A 20,646-nucleotide genomic window follows, 5' to 3' on the forward strand; every position below is an offset into this window, starting at 1 on the left:
GCTCCGGTATTCTCTTTCAGTCCATCAAGCGGTTGAGGCTGAGATCCAACCTGCTGCGCACCAGCCCCAGGAGGCTCTCCAGCTCGGAGCCATCGAGCCTCAGCCGGGAAGCCAGCTCCCCACGGGTGAGCTTCAGCAACCGCTCGCGGGCATGCATCACCCGGCGCGCGATGCTGGAGCGGGGCTCGCCATACATCGTCGCCAGCCGGTCCATGGTGAGGCCATGGATGTGGTGCAGGCGCAACAGGGCGCGCTCCCCCTCGGGCATGGCGGCCAGGGCCGTCCTCAGCGCGGTGACGAGCGCCTGGCGCGAGTTCTCCTTGAGAAGATCCCTCTCCGGATCACCCGGCGCCAGCATCCGCGCGAGCGTCTCCGGCGGCTCGTCGAAGAGCTCCTGGCGCCCGTCCTGGCTCGCCAGCTCGCCCACGATGCGCACCCCGATGATGCGCACCCAGGACAGCAGCGAGCCCCGGCCCGAGTAGTCGGCGATCCTCGGAGGGGTGTCTCCCCGGCCCAGCAACAACCGCTGGCGCATCACCTGCAATACCTCGTCCGCGGTGGACGCGGCGATCTGCCCGAGCCGCGCGGGCACCTTCTGGAGGACATGCTGCTCGAAGGCGAGCAGGGCATGGCGCTCGCCCACGGCGCAGGCACACGCGAGGTACAGATCCGCCCCATGGAGCTGGCGCAGCACCTCGGCGCCTCCTTCCGCGGGCAGGTGCCGGGCCAGGTGCCTCACGAAGGTCTCCGCCGGGAGCGTGACCGCGGGCCACGCCTCCCGCCCCTTCCCCAGCAGCTCCCGCAGGAGTGTTTCCAGGCCCTCCACCCCCTCCCATCCGGCGCTCCGCTCCGGCGGCACATGGGCCCGCAGCAGCGCGGAGAGGGACTCGTCCTCCCGTGTCCCGCTCATGGCGCCCCCGCCTTGCGCGCCACGGAGGACGGAGCCGGGTGCCGCTCCTGCCAGGCCGTCACCTCGCGCAACTCCAGGCGCGCCCGTGTGCCCAGGGCGGCCATCTCGGCCCGCGCCTCCTCCGCCAGGACGGCGGCACGCGCGAGCTCCACCGCGGGCTCCTGCTCTCCGAGCGCCCGGGCCAGCAGGAAGGAGACCCACGCCTCCTCCAGCGGATCCCTCGGGGTCCGCTCGATGACACTCCGGGCCCGCTCGAGCAGCGGCACGGCCCGCGCCGCTTCACCGAGCGCCAGGTGCGCCTCCGCGACGCACGCGAGATCCATCGCCACGTCCGGGGTCTCCGTCCCCTGTGCCCGCTCGTCGTTCCCCAGGGCGCGCTGGCAGTACGCGAGCGCCTTCCTGGGCGCCCCGGCCGACAGCTCGAGCCGGGCCAGGGGGCGCAGCGCGTTGTTGACCGTGGCGCTCTCCGGGCCGTTCTCCTTCTCCCACAGGTGCAGGGCGCGCAGCAGGTGGCGCCGGGCCTCGTCGTGGCGGCCCATCCGGTGCTGGACGATCCCGAGGTACATCAGCGGCGCGGCGACCCGCGGCGAGTCCGGGCCCAGCGCGCTCTGGACGCGCTCCAGCGCCTGCCGCTGGTAGCCCAGCGCCTCGTCGAGATTCTGCGAGTCGTAGGCCACCATCCCGAGCGCGCTGAGCGCGGTGGCGGTGTTGGGATGATTCGGGCCCTTGCTGCGCTCGAAGATGGCGAACGCCCGCTGGAGGTACTTCCGGGCCTCGTCCAGCCGGCCCCGATCGCGCAGCGCCGAGCCGAGGTTGTTGAGCGGAGGGCCGAGGCTCGCATGATCCGGGGGACGCGAGGCCTCCAGGAGCGACAGGGAGCGGCGCCACGCGGCGATCGCCTCGTCGGGCCGTCCGAGGGACAGCAGTTCCGTGGCGAGGTTGCTGAGATTGAGGGCGAGCGCGGGGTGCTCGGAGCCCCAGAGCCGCTCCCGCAGCTCCTGGGCCTGCTGGTACAACGCCAACGCCTCCGCGGGCCGGTTCTGACGGGAGCGGACCCGGCCCAGGCTGGAGAGGAAATAGGAGGTGCGCAGGCTGTCGGGCCCGTACGTCTTGCGCGACAGCTCCAGGCCCTGGGTGAGCTCGTCGTCCGCCTGCTCCAGCTTGCCCTGGACGAGCCGCACCCCGCCCAACCGCAGGTGGAGATCCGTGGCGATGGCCGGGAAGCGCTCGCGTCCCAGCCGCTCCACCACGGCCCGGGCGTGCTGGGCGAGCCGATCCGCCTCCCCCACGCGCGCCATCTGATCTCCCACGATCCACACGAGGAGCACCCAGACGCGCGCCACCGTCTCGTCATCGCGGCCGGCCTCGGCGGCCCAGAGGGCGCGGTAGAGGATGTCCTCGGCCTCCTTCGACTTGCCCGCGTGGCCGTGGAGCTGGCCGAGGAGGAAGAGCACCTCCGCCTCCAACGGCCGGTAGTCGAGCCCGTCCACCTCCTTCAGGAGGGCCGACGTCATCTCGATGCCCTCGGCGTGCCTGCCGGCCTCCATGCGGGCACGGGCCTCGGCCAGCTTGCGGCGAGCGGCATCCACGCGGGGGCGGAGCAGCTCGGACGGCTGGGGCCGGGTGGCGCTGGCCGGAGCGTCCCGGCAACCGGCGAGTCCCTCGAGCGAGGCCACGAGCTGCGGCACGTTCTGCACCGTCTGCGCGTCCGCCTTCTCCAACACCTCGGTGACGGCGGCGAACTGCCACAGCCGGGCGTCGAGGCACGCGGACGTCTGCAAGGCGGGGCCCGAGGTACCATCGTCCGCCGCCACACAGGACTCGGTGCGCAGCGAGCGCCAGAGGGAGGCGTGGGCATCCAGCGCGGAGGAGAGCTTCTCCCAGGCGTCCGCGGCATACGGCTTGTTCGTGGCGAGGAAGGCCGCGCGCACCCGGTCTCGCCGTGCGGGCCCCCAGGCCGCGTCGAGCTTCTCCACTTCCTGTGTGCAGCGCACGTCGCGCCGGTGCGCCACCACGTAGCCCACGGCCACGCCCACCAGACAGGCCGTGGCGGCGGACACGGCCACCCAGGTGCGCACGCGGCTGGGGCCCGGGGCGAGCGCCTCCAGCAGGGCCTCCATGGAGGGGAAGCGATCCTCGGGCCGGGGCCGCAACCCACGCAGCACCGCGTTGCGCACCCGCGCGGGCACCTTCGAGTCGCGCCCGGGCGCCCTCACCTTGCCCTCGCGCGCGGCCCGGCCGAGCTCCCGCAGACTCAGGCCATCGAAGGGACGTACCCCGTGGAGCGCCTCGTAGAGGGCCACGCAGAAGCTGAACTGGTCCGAGAGCGCGTCCACCCCATGGCCGTCGAGCTGCTCCGGCGCCATGTAGGCCGGAGTCCCCAGCAGCGCGCCCGTCCGGGTGAGCTGTCCGAGCGAGTCCTCCTCCGGCACGGCCGGCGGGGCCGTGGGCGTCTCCGGGAGTGCGCCCGCGCGAGTGGCGGGACGGGCCAGTCCGAAGTCCGTCACCCGGGCCCGTCCATCCCGGCCCACGAGGACGTTGGCGGGCTTGAAGTCCCGGTGCACCAGCCCCGCCGCGTGCGCGGCCGCCAGCCCCCGCCCCGCGTCCAGGAAGACCCGCAGCACCTCGCGCCAGGGCCGCGGCTCCTTCAACCAGTCCGCCAGCGTGGTGCCGTCCACCAGCTCCAGCGCCAGGAAGACGCCGTCTCCGCACACCCCCACGTCATGCACGGCGACGACATGGGGATGGGAGAGCCGGGCCAGCGCCTGGGCCTCGCGCAGCAGCCGCTGTTTCAGCTCCTCCACATGGCGGCCCTCGGGACGCAGCAGCTTGAGGGCCACCTGCCGGTCCAGCTCCGGGTCATACGCCGCGTACACCACCCCCATGGCCCCGGAGCCGAGCCGCTCCCGCACCACGTACCGCGAGAGCGTGGCGCCCCGGGCCAGCAGCTCGGGACTCCCCGGGGGAGACGCTTCCGGGACACCGGCCGTCGGCGTGGAATCGCCGCCCGCCGCCAGCGCCCGCTGACACGCGGCACAGCCCTCCACGTGCGCCAGGACCTCCTGCCTGCGCGCCTCCGGCAGAAGTCCCACCAGGAAGTCGCTCAGCGTCGTTTCGTCTGGGCACCCCATCCGCCGCTCAAATTATCAGGGTCAGGGATTTCTTGTATATCCGATTCCCGGCGAGGGCCCGGCTGGCGGAACTGTCCGAAAAACCACGCTATAATGGGGGGTATGGATCTGTCCGTCTGGCTGACGAACTTCCGGGAGTTGCACGAACGCGCGCGCCGCCGGCTGCACACGAGCGATGAGCGGGCGCTCTATCTGGAGGCTCGCGAGCAACTCGCACGCTCCCTGCTCGCGGCCCAGGGTCAGAACGTACAACCGGGAGCGACCGCCCGGCGCAGCTTTCGCGTGCCCAAGGGGATGCACGTGGACGTCAGCTTCCGAGCCGGCGCCGTCCGCAGCCGCACCCTGGACATCTCCTCCGGAGGCTTCTCCTGCTTGATGGGGGGTGCCCCCGGCGAGGGCACGCTCAGCGGCTTCGCGCTGTGGCTGCCCGGGCAGGACGAGGCGCCGGTGGTGGGCCGTGCACGCATCGTCGCGGCGACCCCGCCTTCCGAGCAGGGCAACCAGCGGGTCTCCTTCACCTTCGAGAACGTGAGCGACGAGGACCACGAGCGGCTGGAGATGCTGATCTTCGACCTGGCGCTCGGCTACATCGTGGCCTGAGCGGCCGCGCGGGACCGGGCCCTCACCCCGGCTCGGAGAGCCGGGCCCGGAGCAGCAGATCCTCCCCCACCTGCTCGAAGGAGAGCTTGCCCACCGTGAGTGCGCGGGCCATCTGCTTCACGCCCAGCGCGCCGGACCAGGACAGGCCCTCGCTCCCGATGAGCTTGGGGGCGACGAAGAGCAGCAGCTCGTCCGCGAGCCCTCCGCGCAGGAACGAGCCGTACATCTCCGCGCCGCCCTCCACCAGCACGTGGTTGAGGCCCTCCCTGGCGAGGCGGCGCATCAACGCCTCGAGGTCCACGCGGCCCTGCTTCGCGGGCATCCGCCAGACCTCGGCGCCGGCGGCGATGAAACGCTTCGCCTTGCGGCCCGTGGGCTCCTCCAGCGTGGCCACCACGGTGCGCGCCGGAGAGCGCTGGGTGAAGACGGTGAGCTTCGGGGACAGGCGCAGGTGCGAGTCCACCACCACGCGCACCGGATCCTTCCCCGAGCCCTCGGGGAGCCGCGTGGTGAGCTGGGGATTGTCGCGCTGGACGGTGGTGGCGCCCACGAGGATGACGTCCACCTGGTCGCGCAGCCGGTGCACCCACGCCCGGGCCTGCTCACCCGTCACCCAGCGCGAGTCACCCGTGGCGGTGGCCAGCTTGCCATCCAACGTCACCGCCGCCTTCAGGGTGACGTAGGGCAGGCCGGTGCTCATGGCCTTGAAGAAGGGCCGGTTGAGCTTGTCGGCCTCCTCCTTCAGCACGCCGGTGACGACCTCCACGCCAGCGCGCCGCAGCCGCGCCACGCCCTTGCCATTCACCTTGGGGTTGGGATCGGACGAGCCGACGAAGACGCGGCGCACACCGGCATCGAGCACGGCCTGGCTGCACGGCGGGGTGCGCCCGTAGTGGTCGCACGGCTCCAGCGTCGTGTAGAGGTCCGCCCCACGGGCCCTGGCGCCCGCGGCCTCCAACGCCACCACCTCGGCGTGTGCCGTGCCGGCCCGCCGGTGGTAGCCGCGCGCGATGATCCGGCCGCCCTTCACCAGCACCGCCCCCACCACGGGGTTGGGGCTGGTGCGACCGAGTCCCTTGGAGGCCTCCTCCAGCGCCAGGCGCATGAAGAACTCCGCCACCGCCTTGTCGAAGTCCTCCGTGCGCTTCGCCCGGGGGGTGCGCTTCTGCATCCGCGCTCGCGTCAAGAGCCGCATGGCCCGTCAACCGTCCTTGCCCGCGGGACGCGGCGGCTTGAGCTCCCGCGTCCGGTCAGACAGAAGATCCTTCAGCTCCTCCATGAACTCGGAGATGTCACGGAAGCTCCGGTACACCGAGGCGAAGCGGACATAGGCCACCTCGTCCAGGCCGTGCAGCCGGCGCATCACCTCCTCGCCGATGACCGACGAGGGCACCTCCTTCTCGCCCATGCCCTGCAGCAACCGCTCGATGGCGACCACCGTCTCCTCGAGCTGATCCGCCGACACCGGCCGCTTCTCGCAGGCCTTCTTCAGCCCCGCGAGCAGCTTGTCCCGATCGAACGTCTCCCGCCGCCCGTCCTTCTTCACGATGAGCGGGTAGAGCTCCTCCACCCGCTCGTACGTGGTGAAGCGCCGCTTGCACTGCAGACACTCGCGGCGCCGGCGGATGACAGACCCCTCGTGAGACTCGCGCGAGTCGATGACCTTGTTCTCGGCGTCCTGGCAGAAGGGGCAACGCATGAATAGGGAGAGGGAGGGTTACTTCAGCCGCGAGGCGTAGAGCGGGAAGCTCCGGGTGAACTCCTCGATGCGCGAGCGGATGTTGGCCAGCCGCTTCTCGTCCGACGCGTTGTCGAGCGCCTCCACGACGAAGGCGCCGACGGTGGCCATCTCCGCCTCCTTCATCCCGCGAGCGGACACGGCCGGCGTGCCCACGCGCACGCCCGACGTCACCATGGGCTTCTCCGGGTCGAAGGGGATCATGTTCTTGTTCACCGTGATGCCGGCCTTGCCCAGAACCTCCTCGGCCACCTTGCCGGTGAGGTTCTTGGGGCGCAGGTCCACCAGCATCAGGTGGTTGTCCGTGCCGCCCGAGCACAGGCGCAGGCCCCCGCGCTTGAGTGCCTCGGCCAGGGCCTGGGCGTTGGCGACGATCTGCCGCTGGTAGGCCTTGAACTCGGGGCTGAGCGCCTCGCGGAAGGCCACGGCCTTGGCGGCGATGACGTGCATCAGCGGACCGCCCTGGATGCCCGGGAAGATCTGGCTGTTGAGCGTCTTGGCGTACTGCTCCTTGCTCAGCACGAGGCCACCGCGCGGGCCACGCAGCGTCTTGTGCGTGGTGGAGGTGACGATGTCCGCCAGGGGCACCGGCGAGGGGTGCACGCCCGCGGCCACCAGGCCGGCGATGTGCGCCATGTCCACCATCATCGCCGCGCCCACGCTGTCGGCGATCTCACGGAACTTGGCGAAGTCGATGGTGCGCGGGTACGCCGAGGCGCCCACCACCACGACCTTCGGCTTGTGCTCCTTGGCGAGCGCCGCGGCCTGCGCGTAGTCCAGCGTCTCGGTGTCCTTGGTGAGCCCGTAGTGGACGATCTTGTAGAGCTTGCCGGAGAAGTTGAACGCGGCGCCGTGGGTGAGATGGCCGCCCGAGTTCAGGTCCAGCGAGAGGATGGTGTCACCGGGCTTCATCAGCGCCATGTAGGCGCCCATGTTGGCCTGGCTGCCGGAGTGCGGCTGGACGTTGACGTAGTCCGCGCCGAACAACTCCTTGGCCCGGGAGATGGCGAGGTTCTCCGCCACGTCCACCACCTCGCAACCGCCGTAGTAGCGCTTGCCCGGGTAGCCCTCGGCGTACTTGTTCGTCAGCACCGAGCCCATCGCCTCCATCACGGCGGGGCTCACGAAGTTCTCCGAGGCGATCAGCTCCAGGCCCTCTTCCTGGCGGCGCGTCTCGTCGTGAACGACCTTGGCAATCTCCGGATCGACCTCGGCCAGCTTACGGATGTTCTCCATGGACACGCTCTCCTCGGTTGGGAACGAGGGCCTCAGCGTCCGCCTTCGGACTCGGCCTCGCGAATCTTGTCCAGGCGCTTCTGGTGCCGGCCGCCCTCGAAGGGCGTGGCCACGAAGGCCTCCACGATGCTGCGCGCCAGCCCCGCTCCGACGACGCGCTGGCCCAGGCACAGCACGTTGGCGTCGTTGTGGGCCCGCGTCATGCGCGCCTCGAACTCACTGGTGCACAGCGCCGCGCGGATGCCCCGGTACTTGTTGGCCGTGATGCTCATGCCAATCCCGGTTCCGCACACCAGCACGCCGTACTGGTACTCGCCCGCCGCCACCGCCTTGCACACCGTCTTCGCGAAGTCCGGGTAGTCCACCGAGGCGTTCGTGGTGGGGCCCACGTCATGGACCTCGGCGCGCAACTCCTGGAGCGCGCTCACCAGCTCGCGGCGCAGCTCCAGACCCGCATGATCCGACGCGATGATGATCTTCACGTGAGCCCTCCCTCTTCCACTCGGACCCGGGGTGGGGAGACCCTCACCCCGGCCCTCTCCCAGGGGGAGAGGGAGTGCTGGGTGCTGGTGCTACTTGAAGCGCTTGAAGACGAGCACCGCGTTGGTGCCGCCGAAGCCGAACGAGTTGCTCATCACCGCGTCCACGCGCTGCTCACGCGCCTGGTTGGGCACGTAGTCCAGATCGCAGTCCGGATCCGGCGTGGTGTAGTTGATGGTCGGCGGAAGCACGCCGCGCTGCAGCGTCAGCACGCTCACCACCGCCTCGGCGCCACCGGCCGCGCCCAGCATGTGGCCCGTCATGGACTTGGTGGAGGACACGGCCACCTTGCGGGCGTGCGCCCCGAAGACCGCCTTGATGGCCTTCGTCTCGTTGGCGTCGTTGAACGGCGTCGAGGTGCCGTGCGCGTTGATGTAGCCCACGTCCTCGGGGTTCATCCCCGCGGACTGCAGCGCCAGACGCATGCAGCGCGCCGCGCCCTCGCCCTCGGGGGCCGGCTGCGTCACGTGGTGCGCGTCCGAGTTGGCGCCGTAGCCCACCAGCTCCGCCAGGATGTTGGCGCCGCGCTTCTTCGCGTGCTCCAGCTCCTCGAGCACGATGACGCCCGCGCCCTCGCCCATCACGAAACCGTCGCGATCCTTGTCGAAGGGACGGCTGGCGGCCGCCGGGTTGTCGTTGCGGTTGGACAGCGCCTTCATCACCGAGAAGCCACCCATGCCCAGCGGGGTGATGGCTGCCTCGGAGCCGCCGGCGATGACCGCGTCCGTCTCACCCAGGCGGATGGACTTCCAGGCCTCGCCGATGGCGTGGGCACTGGTGGCGCAAGCCGACACGGGCGCCCAGTTGGGGCCCTTGCAGCCATAGCGCATGGAGATGAGGCCCGGCGCCATGTTGATGATCATCTGGATGATGAAGAAGGGAGACAGACGGTCGAAGCCCTTCTCCAGCCCCTTGCGGTGCTGCTCCTCCAGGGAGGAAAGGCCGCCGATGCCCGAGCCGACGATGACGCCCACCTTCTCGGGCGCATAGCCGTTGGGCTTGTCCAGACCGACCGGCAGGCCGCTCTCCTTCACGGCCATCTCGGCCGCGGCGAGCGCGAACTGGGAGAACAGGTCCATCCGGCGCACTTCGCGCTTGTCGATGAACTGCTCCGGCTCGAAGTCCTTCGCCTCACCGGCGAAGTTCGTATCGATCTTCTTCGTCTCGAAGCGGGTGATGGGTCCGATACCAGACTTGCCGGCGAGCATCGCCTGCCAGTTCTTCTCGGTCCCGGTTCCCAGTGCCGTGATGATTCCGGTGCCGGTGACGACGACTCGACGGTTTGACACGTTGCTCTCCACTCAAATACGCGCTGCTGCCATGGAACGCTGGCGGGGGTCCAGCGCTCCCCGGCCCTACGGCGATGCCTACTTCTTGTGGGTGTTGATGTAGTTGATGGCGTCCCCAACGCTCTTGATGTTCTCGGCCTCCTCGTCGGGGATCTCGACCTCGAACTCCTCCTCCATCGCCATCACCAGCTCCACGATGTCGAGGCTGTCCGCGCCCAGGTCCTCGATGAAGGAGGACTCCGGCCTGATCTCCTCCTCCCCCACGCCCAGCTGATCGGCGATGATGCTCTTGACCTTGGCCTCGATAGCAGAAGTCGACATAGGTATTGAACCCTCCAGGAACCGCGTGGTGGCCCGGCATACTCCCCGGACCTATGTAAAGGCGGGCGCGGTATAACCCACGACCGTCGCCGATCCAACCCTTGGCTACATGTACATGCCGCCATTCACCTTCAGGACTTCTCCGGTGATGTAGGCGGCCGCATCACTGGCCAGGAAGAGGACGGCATTGGCCACGTCCTCCGGGGAGCCCAGGCGCCCCAGGGGGATGGCGGCCTCCATCTTCTCCCGCGTCTCCCCGCCCAGGTGCGAGGTCATGTCCGTGCCGATGAAACCCGGGGACACGGCGTTGACGCGGATGTTCCGGCTGGCCAGCTCGCGGGCCACGGACTTGGTCAGGCCGATGAGGCCCGCTTTGGAAGCCGAGTAGGCGGCCTGTCCGCCATTGCCCATCTCCCCGACCACGGAGGTCAGGTTGATGATGGCCCCGCCCTTCTGCTTCATCATCGGCCGGCTGACGGCGCGGATGAGCGAGAAGGCGCCCTTGAGGTTGGTGTCCAGCTGCTTGTCCCAGTCCTCGTCCTTCACCCGCATGACCAGGCCGTCCACGGCCACGCCCGCGTTGTTGACGAGCACATCCAGCCGGCCGTGCGTCTTGAGGACACCCTCCACGGCACTGGCGCAGGCGGTGGCGTCCGACACGTCGAAGCGCACCGCCTCGCCCTTGGCGCCCGCCGCCTGGATGAGGCCCAGGGTCTCCTGCGCCGCGGCCTCGTTGCCCGCGTAGCTGAACACCACCGTGGCGCCCTGCTTCGCGAAGCCCAGGGCGATGGAGCGGCCGATACCCCGGGAGCCACCCGTCACCAGCACCACCTTGTCCTTGAACGCGCTCATCTCAGGCTCCCAGTGCCGCGAGGGTCTTCTCCAGGCTCGCGGAGTCTTCGACGTTGAACGACTCGATATCCTTGGTGATGCGCTTGATGAGGCCGCTGAGCACCTTGCCCGGGCCCACCTCGACGACCCGCGTCACGCCCTGGGCGTGCAGGTACTGGATGCTCTCCACCCAACGCACCGAGGAGCTCACCTGCTCCAACAGCAGCGGCACCACGCGAGCGGCGTCGCTGTTGGCGGCCGCCTCCACGTTCGTCACCACCGGGACGGAGGGGGCGGACACCTTCACCTTCGCCAGCACCTCGGCCAGCCGGGGCTTCACCGGCTCCATCAGCGCGCAGTGGAAGGGGGCGGACACGGGCAGCACCTTCGCCTTGCCCCCCATCTCCTTCGCCTTGGCGATGGCCCGCTCCACGGCCTGGGCGTTGCCGGCGATCACCGTCTGCTCCGGCGAGTTGTAGTTGGCCGGGGACACCACCTGGCCTTCGCCCGCCGCGTCGCACGCCGCCTTCACCTTGGCCGGATCCAGGGCCAGCACCGCGGCCATGGCGCCCACGCCCTCGGGGACGGCCTCCTGCATGAAGGTGCCACGGGCCCGCACCGCCCGGACCGCGTCCGCCAGTTGCAGCGCGCCCGCCGCCACCAGCGCCGAGTACTCACCCAGCGAGTGCCCCGCCACGAAGGCCGGCACAGGTCCCCGCTTGGAGAAGACGGCATGCGCCGCCACGGACACCATGAGGATGGCGGGCTGCGTGTTGGCCGTCAGCTTCAGCGCGGCCTCCGGTCCCTCGAACAACACCTGGGAGAACTTCTCGCCCAGCGCCTCGTCGGCCGCCTCGAAGACGGCCCGGGCCTCGGGGAACTTCTCGTACAGGTCCTTCCCCATGCCGACAGCCTGGCTGCCCTGCCCTGGGAAGACGAACGCGATCTTCGACATGTTCCTGCTCCCTCCCTTTCAACAGCGCGTCACCAGCGCATCACCGCACTGCCCCACGTCATCCCCGCGCCGATGGCCATCATCGCCACCACCTCACCCTGCTTGAGCCGGCCGGCCCGGTTGGCCTCGTCCAGCGTCATGGGCAGCGACGCGGAGGACGTATTGCCGTATTCGTGCAGGTTGAGCCAGCACTTCTCCACCGGCAGCTCCAGCCGCTGCAGCACGGCCTCGAGGATGCGGATGTTGGCCTGGTGCGAAATGACGTGGTCCACTTCCCGCACGTGCAGCCCGTTGGACTTCAGGGCCGTGTGCGTCGAGTCCGCCAGCGCGCGCACCGCGAACTTGAAGACCTCTCGGCCATTCATGTGCAGCGTGTGCAGCTTCTCCTTCAGCACCTCTTCACAGGTGGGCTTGCTCGTGCCGCCACCCGGGATGCAGAGGATGTCCGCGAAGGAGCCGTCCGTGTACAGGTGCGTGGAGAGCAGCCCGCGGTCCGCGTCCTCCGTGGGCGCGAGAACCATGGCGCCCGCCGCGTCCCCGAAGAGCACGCACGTGTTGCGGTCCTCCCAGTTGACCGCCCGGCTGAGCATCTCCGCGCCGATGACCAGCGCGCGCTTCACCTGGCCGGTGCGGATGAACTGGTCCGCCACGTTGAGCGCGTAGAGCGAGCCCGAGCACGCCGCCGACACGTCGAAGGCGAAGGCGTTCTTCGCGCCCAGCTTGGCCTGCACCACCGCCGCGCAGGAGGGCATGGGCATGTCCGGCGTGACGGTGCCCACCACGATGAGCCCCAGCTCCTCCGGCCGCACTCCCGCCATCTCCAGCGCACGGCGGGCCGCCTGCACGGCCATGTCACTGGTCGCCTCGCCCGGCGCCGCCACGCGGCGCTTGCGGATACCGGTACGCGCGGTGATCCACTCGTCGGTCGTATCGACGATCTTTTCGAGGTCGGCGTTGGTCAGGACCTTCTCCGGTGCGTACGAGCCGGTACCGATGATTTGCGTGCGTGCCAAGGGGACTCCCTGTGGGTGTACCGGACACGAACGCCTCGGGCGCGCTCTCTAATCGGAAAAGGCCTCGGCTGTCGCTCCCTTTCCCCGCTGCCGGGCGGGGAGCCAGGCGGAGGCGTCCGCGATGCAACGCGTCAACTCGGTGCGCAATCCAGCCTGGGCCGTCTGCAGGGCGGCCTCCAACGCCTTCTGGATCGCCCGGGGCGAGCTGCGGCCATGCGCGACGATGCCCACGCCCTCGATCCCCAGCAGCGGCGCGCCGCCGTACTCCGCGTAGTCCATCACCTTCTTCAGGCCGGTGAAGGTGGGCTGGAGCAGCAGCGCGCCCAGCTTCTCCGGCAGGCCTCCGCGCCGCTCGATGGCCGAGCGCAGAAGCCCCGTGACGGCCGCCGCCACGCCCTCGGACGTCTTGAGGACCACGTTGCCGGTGAAACCATCGGTGACCACCACCTCCACCTCCCCGGAGAAGAGATCCTTCCCCTCCACGTAGCCGGTGAAGTCCAGATCCGAGGCGCGCAGCAGCGCGGAGGCCTCGCGGGTGAGGGAGGAGCCCTTGGAGGGCTCCTCGCCATTGGAGAGCACCGCCACCCGGGGACGGGGGATGCCCAGGCGGGCGCGCACGTAGGCGGCGCCCAGCACCGCCCACTGGGCCAGGTGGACGGGCCGGCACTCCACATTGGCCCCGGCGTCCAGCAGCAGACAGCGTCCCACGCCCTCCAGGGCCGGCAGCAGCGTGGCGATGGCCGGGCGCTCCACCCCGGGGATGCGGCCCAACACCAGCAGCCCCCCCGCCATCACCGCGCCCGAGTGCCCCGCCGACACCAGGGCGTCCGCCTCCCCCCGGCGCACCAGCTCGAAGCCCACCCGGAGGGAGGAGTCCTTCTTGCGGCGAATGGCGGAGAAGGCGTGATCCTCCATCTCCACCACCTGGGAGGCGGGGTGGAGGTGCACATTGGGGGGGAGCCCCCCGGCCCGGGCCAGGGGCTCCCGGAGCCGCACCGGGTCCCCCACCAACACCACCTCGTGCGCCGGGTGCTCGCGCGCGAACAAGAGGGCCCCCTCCACGGGGGCCGCGGGGGCATGGTCACCCCCCATCGCATCCAGGACGAGCCTCATCGCGGGCGCATCCTTCCATGGACGCTCCAAGGCTGGGAGCACGGAGAGCAAGCGGGTGGACACCCCCGGGCCCGGGGACGTAAGAATGGGGGCAGCCAGGTCAGGGTTGGACAGGGCACGGCGAACCCCGCACAGGCGCGTTGACTCACACGCTCCGAGCGGCTAGGGTCCGCCGCCTTCCGAGTTTTTGCCGGTCGGGACTGGTGGGGAAGCCCCGGAGTCCAGGGCCGTGACGATATAGAGGTGAGCCGTGGGTGTTCCCAAGAAGCGTACGTCCAAGATGCGTCGTGACCGCCGCCGGGCGGCCAACAACAACCTGCGGAGCGCGGTGCAGGTGATTTCGTGCTCCAACTGCAAGGAGCCGGTGCTCCCCCACCGCGCCTGCGCGGCGTGCGGCCACTACAAGGGCCGTGAGACGGTGCCGGGCGCTCAGGCCTGATCTCCAGTTCCACTGGAAGGCACGAAGGCCGCTCCCTCTCGCGAGGGGCGGCCTTTCTGCTTTGGACCGAACGGCTCTAGTGTCCCGGCCGCGCCGGCCGTGGCTCCCCGCCCCCGGCACGACAGGGAGGCACACACCACATGAAGTTGAAGATCGCGTACTGGGCCGTCACCGGCTTGTTCTGCCTGATGATGTCGTACTCGGGATTCTCGGGCCTCTCCGGCAGCCCGCAGGTGGTGGAGGGCTTCCGCCACCTCGGCTACCCGGACTACTTCCGCGTCCTGCTGGGCACCGCGAAGCTGTTGGGCGTGGTGGCCCTGCTGGTGCCGCTGGTGCCGCGCACGCTGCGCGAGTGGGCCTACGCGGGATTCACCATCAACCTGATCTCGGCCTCGGTGTCCCACTACGCCTCGGGAGATCCGACGGGCAATGTGATGGGGCCGCTCATCTTCCTCGGCGTGATGCTCACCTCGCACCAGCTCTGGCACCGGGTGTCGCGAGGCGCCGCCGAGCCGCGGCCCTCCGTCCAGCCCGCGATGGGCTGAGCACCCCGCTCCCCTTCACGGCCCCGGCCCGAGCCACGCGTCATGGCAGGAGCTGCCCGCGATGGGGGGCGGCTCGGACTCGAGCAGATGCGGGGGAGCCAGCTCGCCCTCGTCCCGCATCCGCAGCGCCAGATCGATGCGCGCCGCGGCGTTGATGAGTCCCAGGTGGCTGAAGGCCTGGGGGAAGTTGCCCAGCTGCTCGCGCGTGAGCGGGTGCACCTCCTCGGCGAGCAGCCCGAGGTGGTTGGCCGCCTCCGCGTGATACATGAAGACCTTCTCGGCCTCATCCAGCCGGTTGGACAGCACCAGCGCCTCGACGAGCCAGAAGCCGCACAGCAGGAAGCCGCCCTCCGGCCCCGCTACCCCATCGTCCATCCGGTAGCGGCGCAGGAAACGGCCCGCCCCCAGCTCCGAGCGCAACCAGTCGATGGTGCCCTGCACGAGCGGCTCGCAGGCCCGGAAGCACCCCGCGATGGGCAGCAGCAGCAGCGAAGCATCCGGCTCGTTGCCCCCATAGAAGCCCACGAAGTGCCGGCCCGTGGGGTCCACGCCGTGCTGGAGGATGTCCTGGCGGATGAGCTCCGCCTCGTAGGTGCAGAACTCCTGGAGCGCGGGCTCGGCGAAGAGCCGGGCCAGGTGGCGGCCGCGGTGGAGCGCCAGCCAGCACATCAGCTTGGAGTGCACGTTGTGCCGCTTCTCCCGGCGCGGCTCCCAGATGCCGTGATCCGGCTCGCGCCAGCGGCGGGCGGTGGTCTCGATGACCCGCTTGAGCAGCGCCCAGGTGCGCAGCGGCAGCCGGCCCCCGAACCGCTCGTAGAGATACGCCGCGTCCAGCAGCGCCCCCGCGGTGTCGAACTGGAGCTGATCCCGCGCATCGTTGCCGATCCGCACGGGGCTCGAGCCCTGGAACCCGGACAGGTGCTCGAGGATCCGCTCCTCGGGCACCGGCCCCCCATCCAGCGAGTACATCACCTGGAGGGGCTCGCCGTGCTTGAGCGTGTCGCGCACGAAGTAGAAGAACTCGCGGGACTCGGTCGGGTAGCCGATCAGATTGGTGGCCCGCACGGCCATGGCCGCGTCACGCACCCAGCTGTAGCGGTAGTCCCAGTTGCGAGGCCCTCCAATCCACTCGGGCAGCGAGGTGGTGGCCGCGGCCACCATGGCGCCGGTGGGCGCGTACATCAGCAGCTTCAACGCCAGCGCCGAGCGCAGCACATGGTGCCGCCATGGCCCCTCGTACTGGAGCTGCCGGGACCATTCCCGCCAGGCCTGGCGCGTGGCCCGGAGCAGCTCGTAGGGCCGGTACGCGGCCACGGGCTCCGGGTGCTCCGAGTCCCACGCGAGGATCATCCAGCGCCGCTCTCCCCTGCCGAGCCGGATGCGCGTCCGCAGGCCCGACCCGCCCCGCGGCGCCCAGTGCGCCTCCCCATCAAGCACCGCGACCATCCGCTCGCCCCGGGCGCCCTTCGCGACCAGCCCATGCTCCTCGAGCTCCACCCGCGTCTCCGATTCGCCGAACCTGAACTGCGGATCGAAGACGACGTCCAGCTCGAGCGAGCCCTCCACGCACTCGATGCGCCGGTGCACCTCGTGGATGGTGGCCCGGGGATCGTTCGTCCACGGCATGTAGTCGATGATCCGCACCACGCCCTGGCGCTCGACGCGGAAGAGCGTCTCCAGCACGTTGGTGTCCGGGTCGTAGCGCTGCAGGCTCTCGAAGGGCCAGACCGCCGGGGTGATGCCGGTGAAGCCACCCCGCTCGTCATCGAGGATCGCCGCGAAGGCACTTGGGCTGTCGAAGCGGGGAAAGCATAGCCAGTCGATGACACCGTCCGGCCGGACCAGGGCGCACGTGATGCCGTCCCCGATCAGTCCCCGGCTGGCCAGGGAGATCTCCCGGTACGACGCCGGATTCGAGAACCGGAACGGCCGGTTCATCCGCTTGGCGGCACTGTAGAGGTCCATGCACGCTGCCCTCTCCTGCCCCAAGGGTAGGAACCCTCGCGGACCACGACGCCAACCCGGGCGGACACCAGCCGGACATTCACGCCACGCACCGCCAGAATCGGGGAATTGACGGCGGGTCCACGTGCTCCGTCCGCGCTGACATGTCAGCCGCCTGGACTGACACGTCAGCCGCCACGTCAGGACAGCCCCATCACGTCCACCGCCAGGCCCGAGGCACGTTCCTTCGCGGCTCTACGCGCCGGGCTCCCCTGGCCTGGCCCATGCACATGTCACCGCGTGGCAAGCCACCGCGTGATGAGCGCGTGTCTTGCCTTTTGAGGGACTGGAAAACCATCCCCCCCTCTTCTCCCCGAGAGTTCCGTTTCTATAGATTGCCAAGGGTTCACGGAAAAACACTTTGAACCCAAACAATCCTCAAACACCGCCCCGCGCAGGAACGCCATGGAAGCACTCATTGATCAATTGAAGTCGCTGGCCCTCACGGAAGCCCTCCCGTTCATCCTCAAGGCCGTGGGCGCGCTGGTGCTGTGGTTCGCGGGCCGGACGGTCATCGTCGGGTTCCAGCGAGTGCTGAACCTGGCCCTGCAGAAGCGCCAGCTCGACGCCACGCTCATCCGCTACATCGAGTCGCTCTTCGTGGGCTCCCTCACCATCCTCCTGCTGCTGGCCATCCTGGGAATGATGGGGGTGGAGACGACCTCGTTCGCCGCGCTGCTGGCGGCCGCGGGCATCGCGATCGGCACGGCCTGGTCCGGCCTGCTGTCCAACTTCGCCGCGGGCGTCTTCCTGCTCGTGCTGCGTCCCTTCCGCGTGGGCGATGAGATCTCCGCGGGCGGCGCCACCGGCATCGTGCAGGAGATTGGCCTGTTCGCCACCACCGTCGACACCGGCGACAACCTGCGCATCTCCGTGGGCAACGGCCGGCTGTTCGGCGACAACATCATCAACTTCACCCACCACCCCAACCGCAAGGTCACCATCAAGGTGCCGCTGCTGCACGGTGTGGACGTGGCCATGATGATCCGCGCTCTGGAAGAGCGCGTGGCGGTGGTGCCCGGAGTCCAGGAGCAGCCCGCCCCCAACGTCGAGGTGGTGGAGTTCACCGCGGCCGGGCCCGTGCTGGGCGTGGGCGCGTTCTGCAAGTCCACCCAGGCTGGAGCCACCCAGGCCGCCATCTCCCAGGCCGTCGCGGAGATCCTCCTGGCCTCCAGGTACGGCGTCCCCCAGCCGGCCGCCCCGCAGCCGCTCGCCAAGGCCAGCTGAGCATCCGGGCGGACACGTCCAGGCCCGGAGGACGACCCCCGGCCTGGCGGGCGGGCCCTCCACCGCCCCTGTGTGGGAAGTGGGCGGAATAAAGGGTGGCATCCACCCCGCATGAAGCACTTCCTCACGCGTGGGTGGGCGCTGTCCTGGCTGGTGCTGTGGGTGTCCCTTCCCGCGCTCGCGGGGCCCCACCCCGGCCTCTTCTTCGACGCCTCCCAGGTCGAGGCGTTGCGCCAGAAGGCGCAGACGACCCACCAGGCCATCTACCAGCCCCTGCTCAAGGGCGCGACGAGCTATCTGGACAGCACCGTCGCGCCCTCGGGGCTCGTCACCTGGAAGACGGCCGGGAAGACGCTGCAATTGGATCGCCGCGAGGTCGGCAACCTGCTGGTGGTGCTCGCCTTCGTGGGGCAGATGTCCACCGACAGCCGTCACCTCGAGCTGGCCAGGAACTGGCTGCTGACGGTCTCCTCATGGGGAAACCTGGACCTCGACGGCACGCATGACCTCATCCAGGCGCACCTGCTCGGAGGCGTCGCGGTGGCCTACGACCTGGTGGCCCCGAAACTCTCCGCCACCGAGGCCTCCCGCGTCCGCGCCACCCTCCAGCAGAACGCCAACGCCCTGATGCAGTCCTCCAAGGGCGGCGAGTGGTGGGCGGACGAGTACCTGCAGAACCACAACTGGGTGAACCATGCCGCCATCGGGCTCGCGGCGCTCGCCACCCGGGGAGAGCTGCCGGACAGCACCACGCAGCCGTGGCTGGAACTGGCCACCGGCAACGCGCGCAAGGTGAAGCGGGTGCTGGACCTGGTCACCGATGGCCTCTGGCACGAGGGCTTCGGCTACGTCACGTACGGGCTGAGCTGGCACCTGCCCTTCGTCAGCGCGCTCCAGCGCGTCACCGGCACGGACGTGGGTGACCTGGCCCTGGTGAAGGCCATGCCACGCGCCCTGGCGGCCACCCAGCTCCCGGAGCGGCCCTATCAATCGCTGCTCCTCCACGGGAACTTCTACGCCATCAGCAAGGACATGGGGCTGATGCCCCTGCGCTACGCCGCCACGCGCTACCGGGACCCGGTGGCCCAGGCCACGGCGGACACCTGGCTGCGCGGCACCACCTTCAGCAGCTACGCGCCCGAGCTCAACCAGCGCGTCTTCGAGTTCCTCTTCCATGACGCCTCCCTGCGCGCCGCGGACCCGCGAGCCCTGCCGCTGGACTGGTACGGCGACAACCAGCAGGTGGCCGTGTTCCGAGGCGGCTGGGACAAGGGCTCGCTCCTGTTCGCGCTCAAGAACGGCCCGTATGGCGGCATGGCCGGGTGGCAGTGGCTGAAGAGCGGTATGGAGCCTCGCGGCACCCTCAACATCAGCCACGACCACGCCGACGACAACGGCTTCTACCTGTATGGCCAGGGCTCGTGGCTCGCCCCCGAGGCCCCCGGTTACTACATCGGCCACACGGGCTCGCCGGGGCCCGCCGCCAACCAGACCGTCTTCCACAACTCGCTGACCATCGACGGCGTGGGGCAGCTCGGCGAGGGCGTACGCGACCGGAGCGACTCCGCCGCGTCCTACAGCTGGTACCTCGACCGCAAGGGCGGCATCCCCTTCTTCGGCTCCAGCGAGCACTACGGCTACACCATCGGCGACGGCGCCTCGCTCTACGCCTCCACCTTCGGGCTGCGCCGCTGGGACCGGCATGCCCTCTTCCTCGACCGCAAGTGGGTGGTGCTGCGGGACGTGGTGCAGGCCTCGCGCTCCCACGTGTACCGGTGGTCCTGCCACTTCATGAATGGCGCGGCCCGCGAGGGCACCTGGCTCCACGGGCGCGGCGAGAACGGCCAGGCCCTCGGCGTCGCGGTGGTGGCCCCTGAGTCCTTCGACGCCACCTTCACCGAGCAGAAGCCCGTCCACGTCCAGAAGTTCAACGCCACCGGCTCCGTCACCCACGCCGAGGTGAAGCCCACCACCGCCTCCGCCAACGTCACCTTCCTCACCGCCCTGGTGCCCACGCCGGAGTCGGCCTGGGCCTCGCGCCCCGTGGTGATGACACTCGACGCGCGGACACCCGATGCGGGACTGAAGGTGACCGAGGGCACCGCCACCGTCTACGCCCTCTTCAACGACTTGCCCGGACAGAGCCGGAGCGCGGGGGGCTTCCGGCTGGAGGGCCTCGCCGGTGCCGTGCGCTACGAGGGCACCACGCCCACCCGGGCGCTGCTCGTCCAGGGCACGAGCCTCTCCGATGCCTCGCGTACGCTCATCAGCCAGACGGATGGCATCCGGATGCTGGAAGCGGACGGGCTCGCCACCGAGACGCTGCGGCTGTCTGGAAACGGCCAGGGCTCGCCCCGCGTCCACGCGCCCCAGGCCACCCGCGTCCTCTGGAACGGCGTGGAGGTCCCCTTCCATCGCGACGGCGACGCCATCGTGGTGGGAAGGAGCGACGCTCCGCTTCCGGCTGACGTCCCCCCCGTGGACTCCGCCGATCCCCAGCCCCCGATCGACCTCGAGCCCTCGGCCTCCGACTCCGGTGAGTACGACCCCGAGGAAGGCACCACCTCGGCGATGCCGCCCCTCGAGGCGCCTGAGCCCGGGACCTCCCGCTTCCGCGTGGGCCCGTCCTGTGCCGTGGGTGGAGAACAACTCGCCTTCACATGGAGCCTGCTCGCCCTGGGCGGAGTGCTCGCCCATTGCCGGCGCCGCCGCTCGCGCCCGCCCACGCGCTGAGACCTGGAGCAGACGAAGAGG

General features: G+C 70.1%; 18 protein-coding genes. 5 read left to right on the forward strand and 13 right to left on the reverse strand.

What is annotated here, in order from left to right:
- Window positions 1-16 precede the first annotated feature (16 nt).
- Both BO221_RS42630 and BO221_RS42635 read right to left on the reverse strand, forming a co-directional pair.
- Window positions 17-910 carry a sigma factor-like helix-turn-helix DNA-binding protein gene (locus BO221_RS42630; protein WP_073566669.1) on the reverse strand — a complete coding sequence of 298 codons (894 nt, stop codon included), beginning with the start codon at window positions 908-910 and terminating at the stop codon, window positions 17-19.
- Window positions 907-4,041, reverse strand: a complete 3,135-nt coding sequence (locus BO221_RS42635; RefSeq protein ID WP_073566670.1) for a serine/threonine-protein kinase — start codon at window positions 4,039-4,041, stop codon at window positions 907-909. The genes BO221_RS42630 and BO221_RS42635 overlap by 4 nt, the downstream gene beginning before the upstream one ends.
- 102 nt (window positions 4,042-4,143) lie before the next feature.
- Between BO221_RS42635 and BO221_RS42640 the strand changes: the two genes are divergently transcribed.
- Entirely contained in the window at window positions 4,144-4,641 is a 498-nt protein-coding gene (locus BO221_RS42640) for a PilZ domain-containing protein (protein WP_073566671.1), read from the forward strand.
- 22 nt (window positions 4,642-4,663) lie between these two features.
- Here BO221_RS42640 and ribD read toward each other — a convergent pair whose 3' ends face one another.
- The 10 genes from ribD to plsX all read right to left on the reverse strand — a co-directional run bounded on the left by ribD (window position 4,664) and on the right by plsX (window position 13,677).
- Window positions 4,664-5,836 carry a bifunctional diaminohydroxyphosphoribosylaminopyrimidine deaminase/5-amino-6-(5-phosphoribosylamino)uracil reductase RibD gene (gene ribD, locus BO221_RS42645; RefSeq protein ID WP_073566672.1) on the reverse strand — a complete coding sequence of 391 codons (1,173 nt, stop codon included), beginning with the start codon at window positions 5,834-5,836 and terminating at the stop codon, window positions 4,664-4,666.
- 6 nt (window positions 5,837-5,842) lie between these two features.
- Window positions 5,843-6,340 (reverse strand): transcriptional regulator NrdR, encoded by a 498-nt coding sequence (nrdR, locus tag BO221_RS42650; protein ID WP_047856817.1) that lies wholly within the window; start codon window positions 6,338-6,340, stop codon window positions 5,843-5,845.
- An 18-nt stretch (window positions 6,341-6,358) separates the two neighbouring features.
- Entirely contained in the window at window positions 6,359-7,615 is a 1,257-nt protein-coding gene (gene glyA, locus BO221_RS42655; RefSeq protein WP_043409741.1) for a serine hydroxymethyltransferase, read from the reverse strand.
- A gap of 32 nt (window positions 7,616-7,647) precedes the next feature.
- On the reverse strand, window positions 7,648-8,097 hold the full coding sequence (gene rpiB / locus BO221_RS42660) for a ribose 5-phosphate isomerase B (protein ID WP_073566673.1): 450 nt from the start codon (window positions 8,095-8,097) through the stop codon (window positions 7,648-7,650).
- A 90-nt stretch (window positions 8,098-8,187) separates the two neighbouring features.
- On the reverse strand, window positions 8,188-9,444 hold the full coding sequence (fabF, locus tag BO221_RS42665; protein ID WP_073566674.1) for a beta-ketoacyl-ACP synthase II: 1,257 nt from the start codon (window positions 9,442-9,444) through the stop codon (window positions 8,188-8,190).
- A 78-nt stretch (window positions 9,445-9,522) separates the two neighbouring features.
- On the reverse strand, window positions 9,523-9,765 hold the full coding sequence (gene acpP, locus BO221_RS42670; RefSeq protein ID WP_043409801.1) for an acyl carrier protein: 243 nt from the start codon (window positions 9,763-9,765) through the stop codon (window positions 9,523-9,525).
- Window positions 9,766-9,870: 105 nt separating this feature from the next.
- Complete coding sequence (gene fabG / locus BO221_RS42675; RefSeq protein ID WP_073566675.1) at window positions 9,871-10,617, reverse strand: 3-oxoacyl-[acyl-carrier-protein] reductase; 747 nt, start codon at window positions 10,615-10,617, stop codon at window positions 9,871-9,873.
- A gap of 1 nt (window position 10,618) precedes the next feature.
- Window positions 10,619-11,551 carry an ACP S-malonyltransferase gene (fabD, locus tag BO221_RS42680; RefSeq protein WP_073566676.1) on the reverse strand — a complete coding sequence of 311 codons (933 nt, stop codon included), beginning with the start codon at window positions 11,549-11,551 and terminating at the stop codon, window positions 10,619-10,621.
- 29 nt (window positions 11,552-11,580) lie between these two features.
- Entirely contained in the window at window positions 11,581-12,564 is a 984-nt protein-coding gene (locus BO221_RS42685; protein WP_073566677.1) for a beta-ketoacyl-ACP synthase III, read from the reverse strand.
- 48 nt (window positions 12,565-12,612) lie between these two features.
- Entirely contained in the window at window positions 12,613-13,677 is a 1,065-nt protein-coding gene (plsX, locus tag BO221_RS42690) for a phosphate acyltransferase PlsX (RefSeq protein ID WP_073566678.1), read from the reverse strand.
- A 250-nt stretch (window positions 13,678-13,927) separates the two neighbouring features.
- Between plsX and rpmF the strand changes: the two genes are divergently transcribed.
- A complete protein-coding gene (gene rpmF, locus BO221_RS42695; protein ID WP_043409813.1) occupies window positions 13,928-14,116 on the forward strand; it encodes a 50S ribosomal protein L32 in 189 nt (62 codons plus the stop codon).
- A 140-nt stretch (window positions 14,117-14,256) separates the two neighbouring features.
- A complete protein-coding gene (locus BO221_RS42700) occupies window positions 14,257-14,661 on the forward strand; it encodes a DoxX family protein (protein ID WP_073566679.1) in 405 nt (134 codons plus the stop codon).
- 15 nt (window positions 14,662-14,676) lie between these two features.
- Here the strand turns inward: BO221_RS42700 and BO221_RS42705 are convergent, their stop codons facing one another.
- Window positions 14,677-16,626: a glycoside hydrolase family 15 protein gene (locus tag BO221_RS42705; RefSeq protein ID WP_073566680.1), complete on the reverse strand. Its 1,950-nt coding sequence runs from the start codon at window positions 16,624-16,626 to the stop codon at window positions 14,677-14,679.
- Between the two features lie 444 nt (window positions 16,627-17,070).
- Here BO221_RS42705 and BO221_RS42710 point away from each other — a divergent pair, with 444 nt between their 5' ends.
- Both BO221_RS42710 and BO221_RS42715 read left to right on the forward strand, forming a co-directional pair.
- Window positions 17,071-17,892, forward strand: a complete 822-nt coding sequence (locus BO221_RS42710; protein WP_073566681.1) for a mechanosensitive ion channel family protein — start codon at window positions 17,071-17,073, stop codon at window positions 17,890-17,892.
- Window positions 17,893-18,003: 111 nt separating this feature from the next.
- A complete protein-coding gene (locus BO221_RS42715) occupies window positions 18,004-20,625 on the forward strand; it encodes a DUF4962 domain-containing protein (RefSeq protein ID WP_073566682.1) in 2,622 nt (873 codons plus the stop codon).
- Window positions 20,626-20,646 lie beyond the last annotated feature (21 nt).

This window comes from Archangium sp. Cb G35 (genome assembly GCF_001896145.1).
In the GTDB taxonomy this organism is placed as follows: Bacteria; Myxococcota; Myxococcia; order Myxococcales; family Myxococcaceae; genus Archangium; species Archangium violaceum.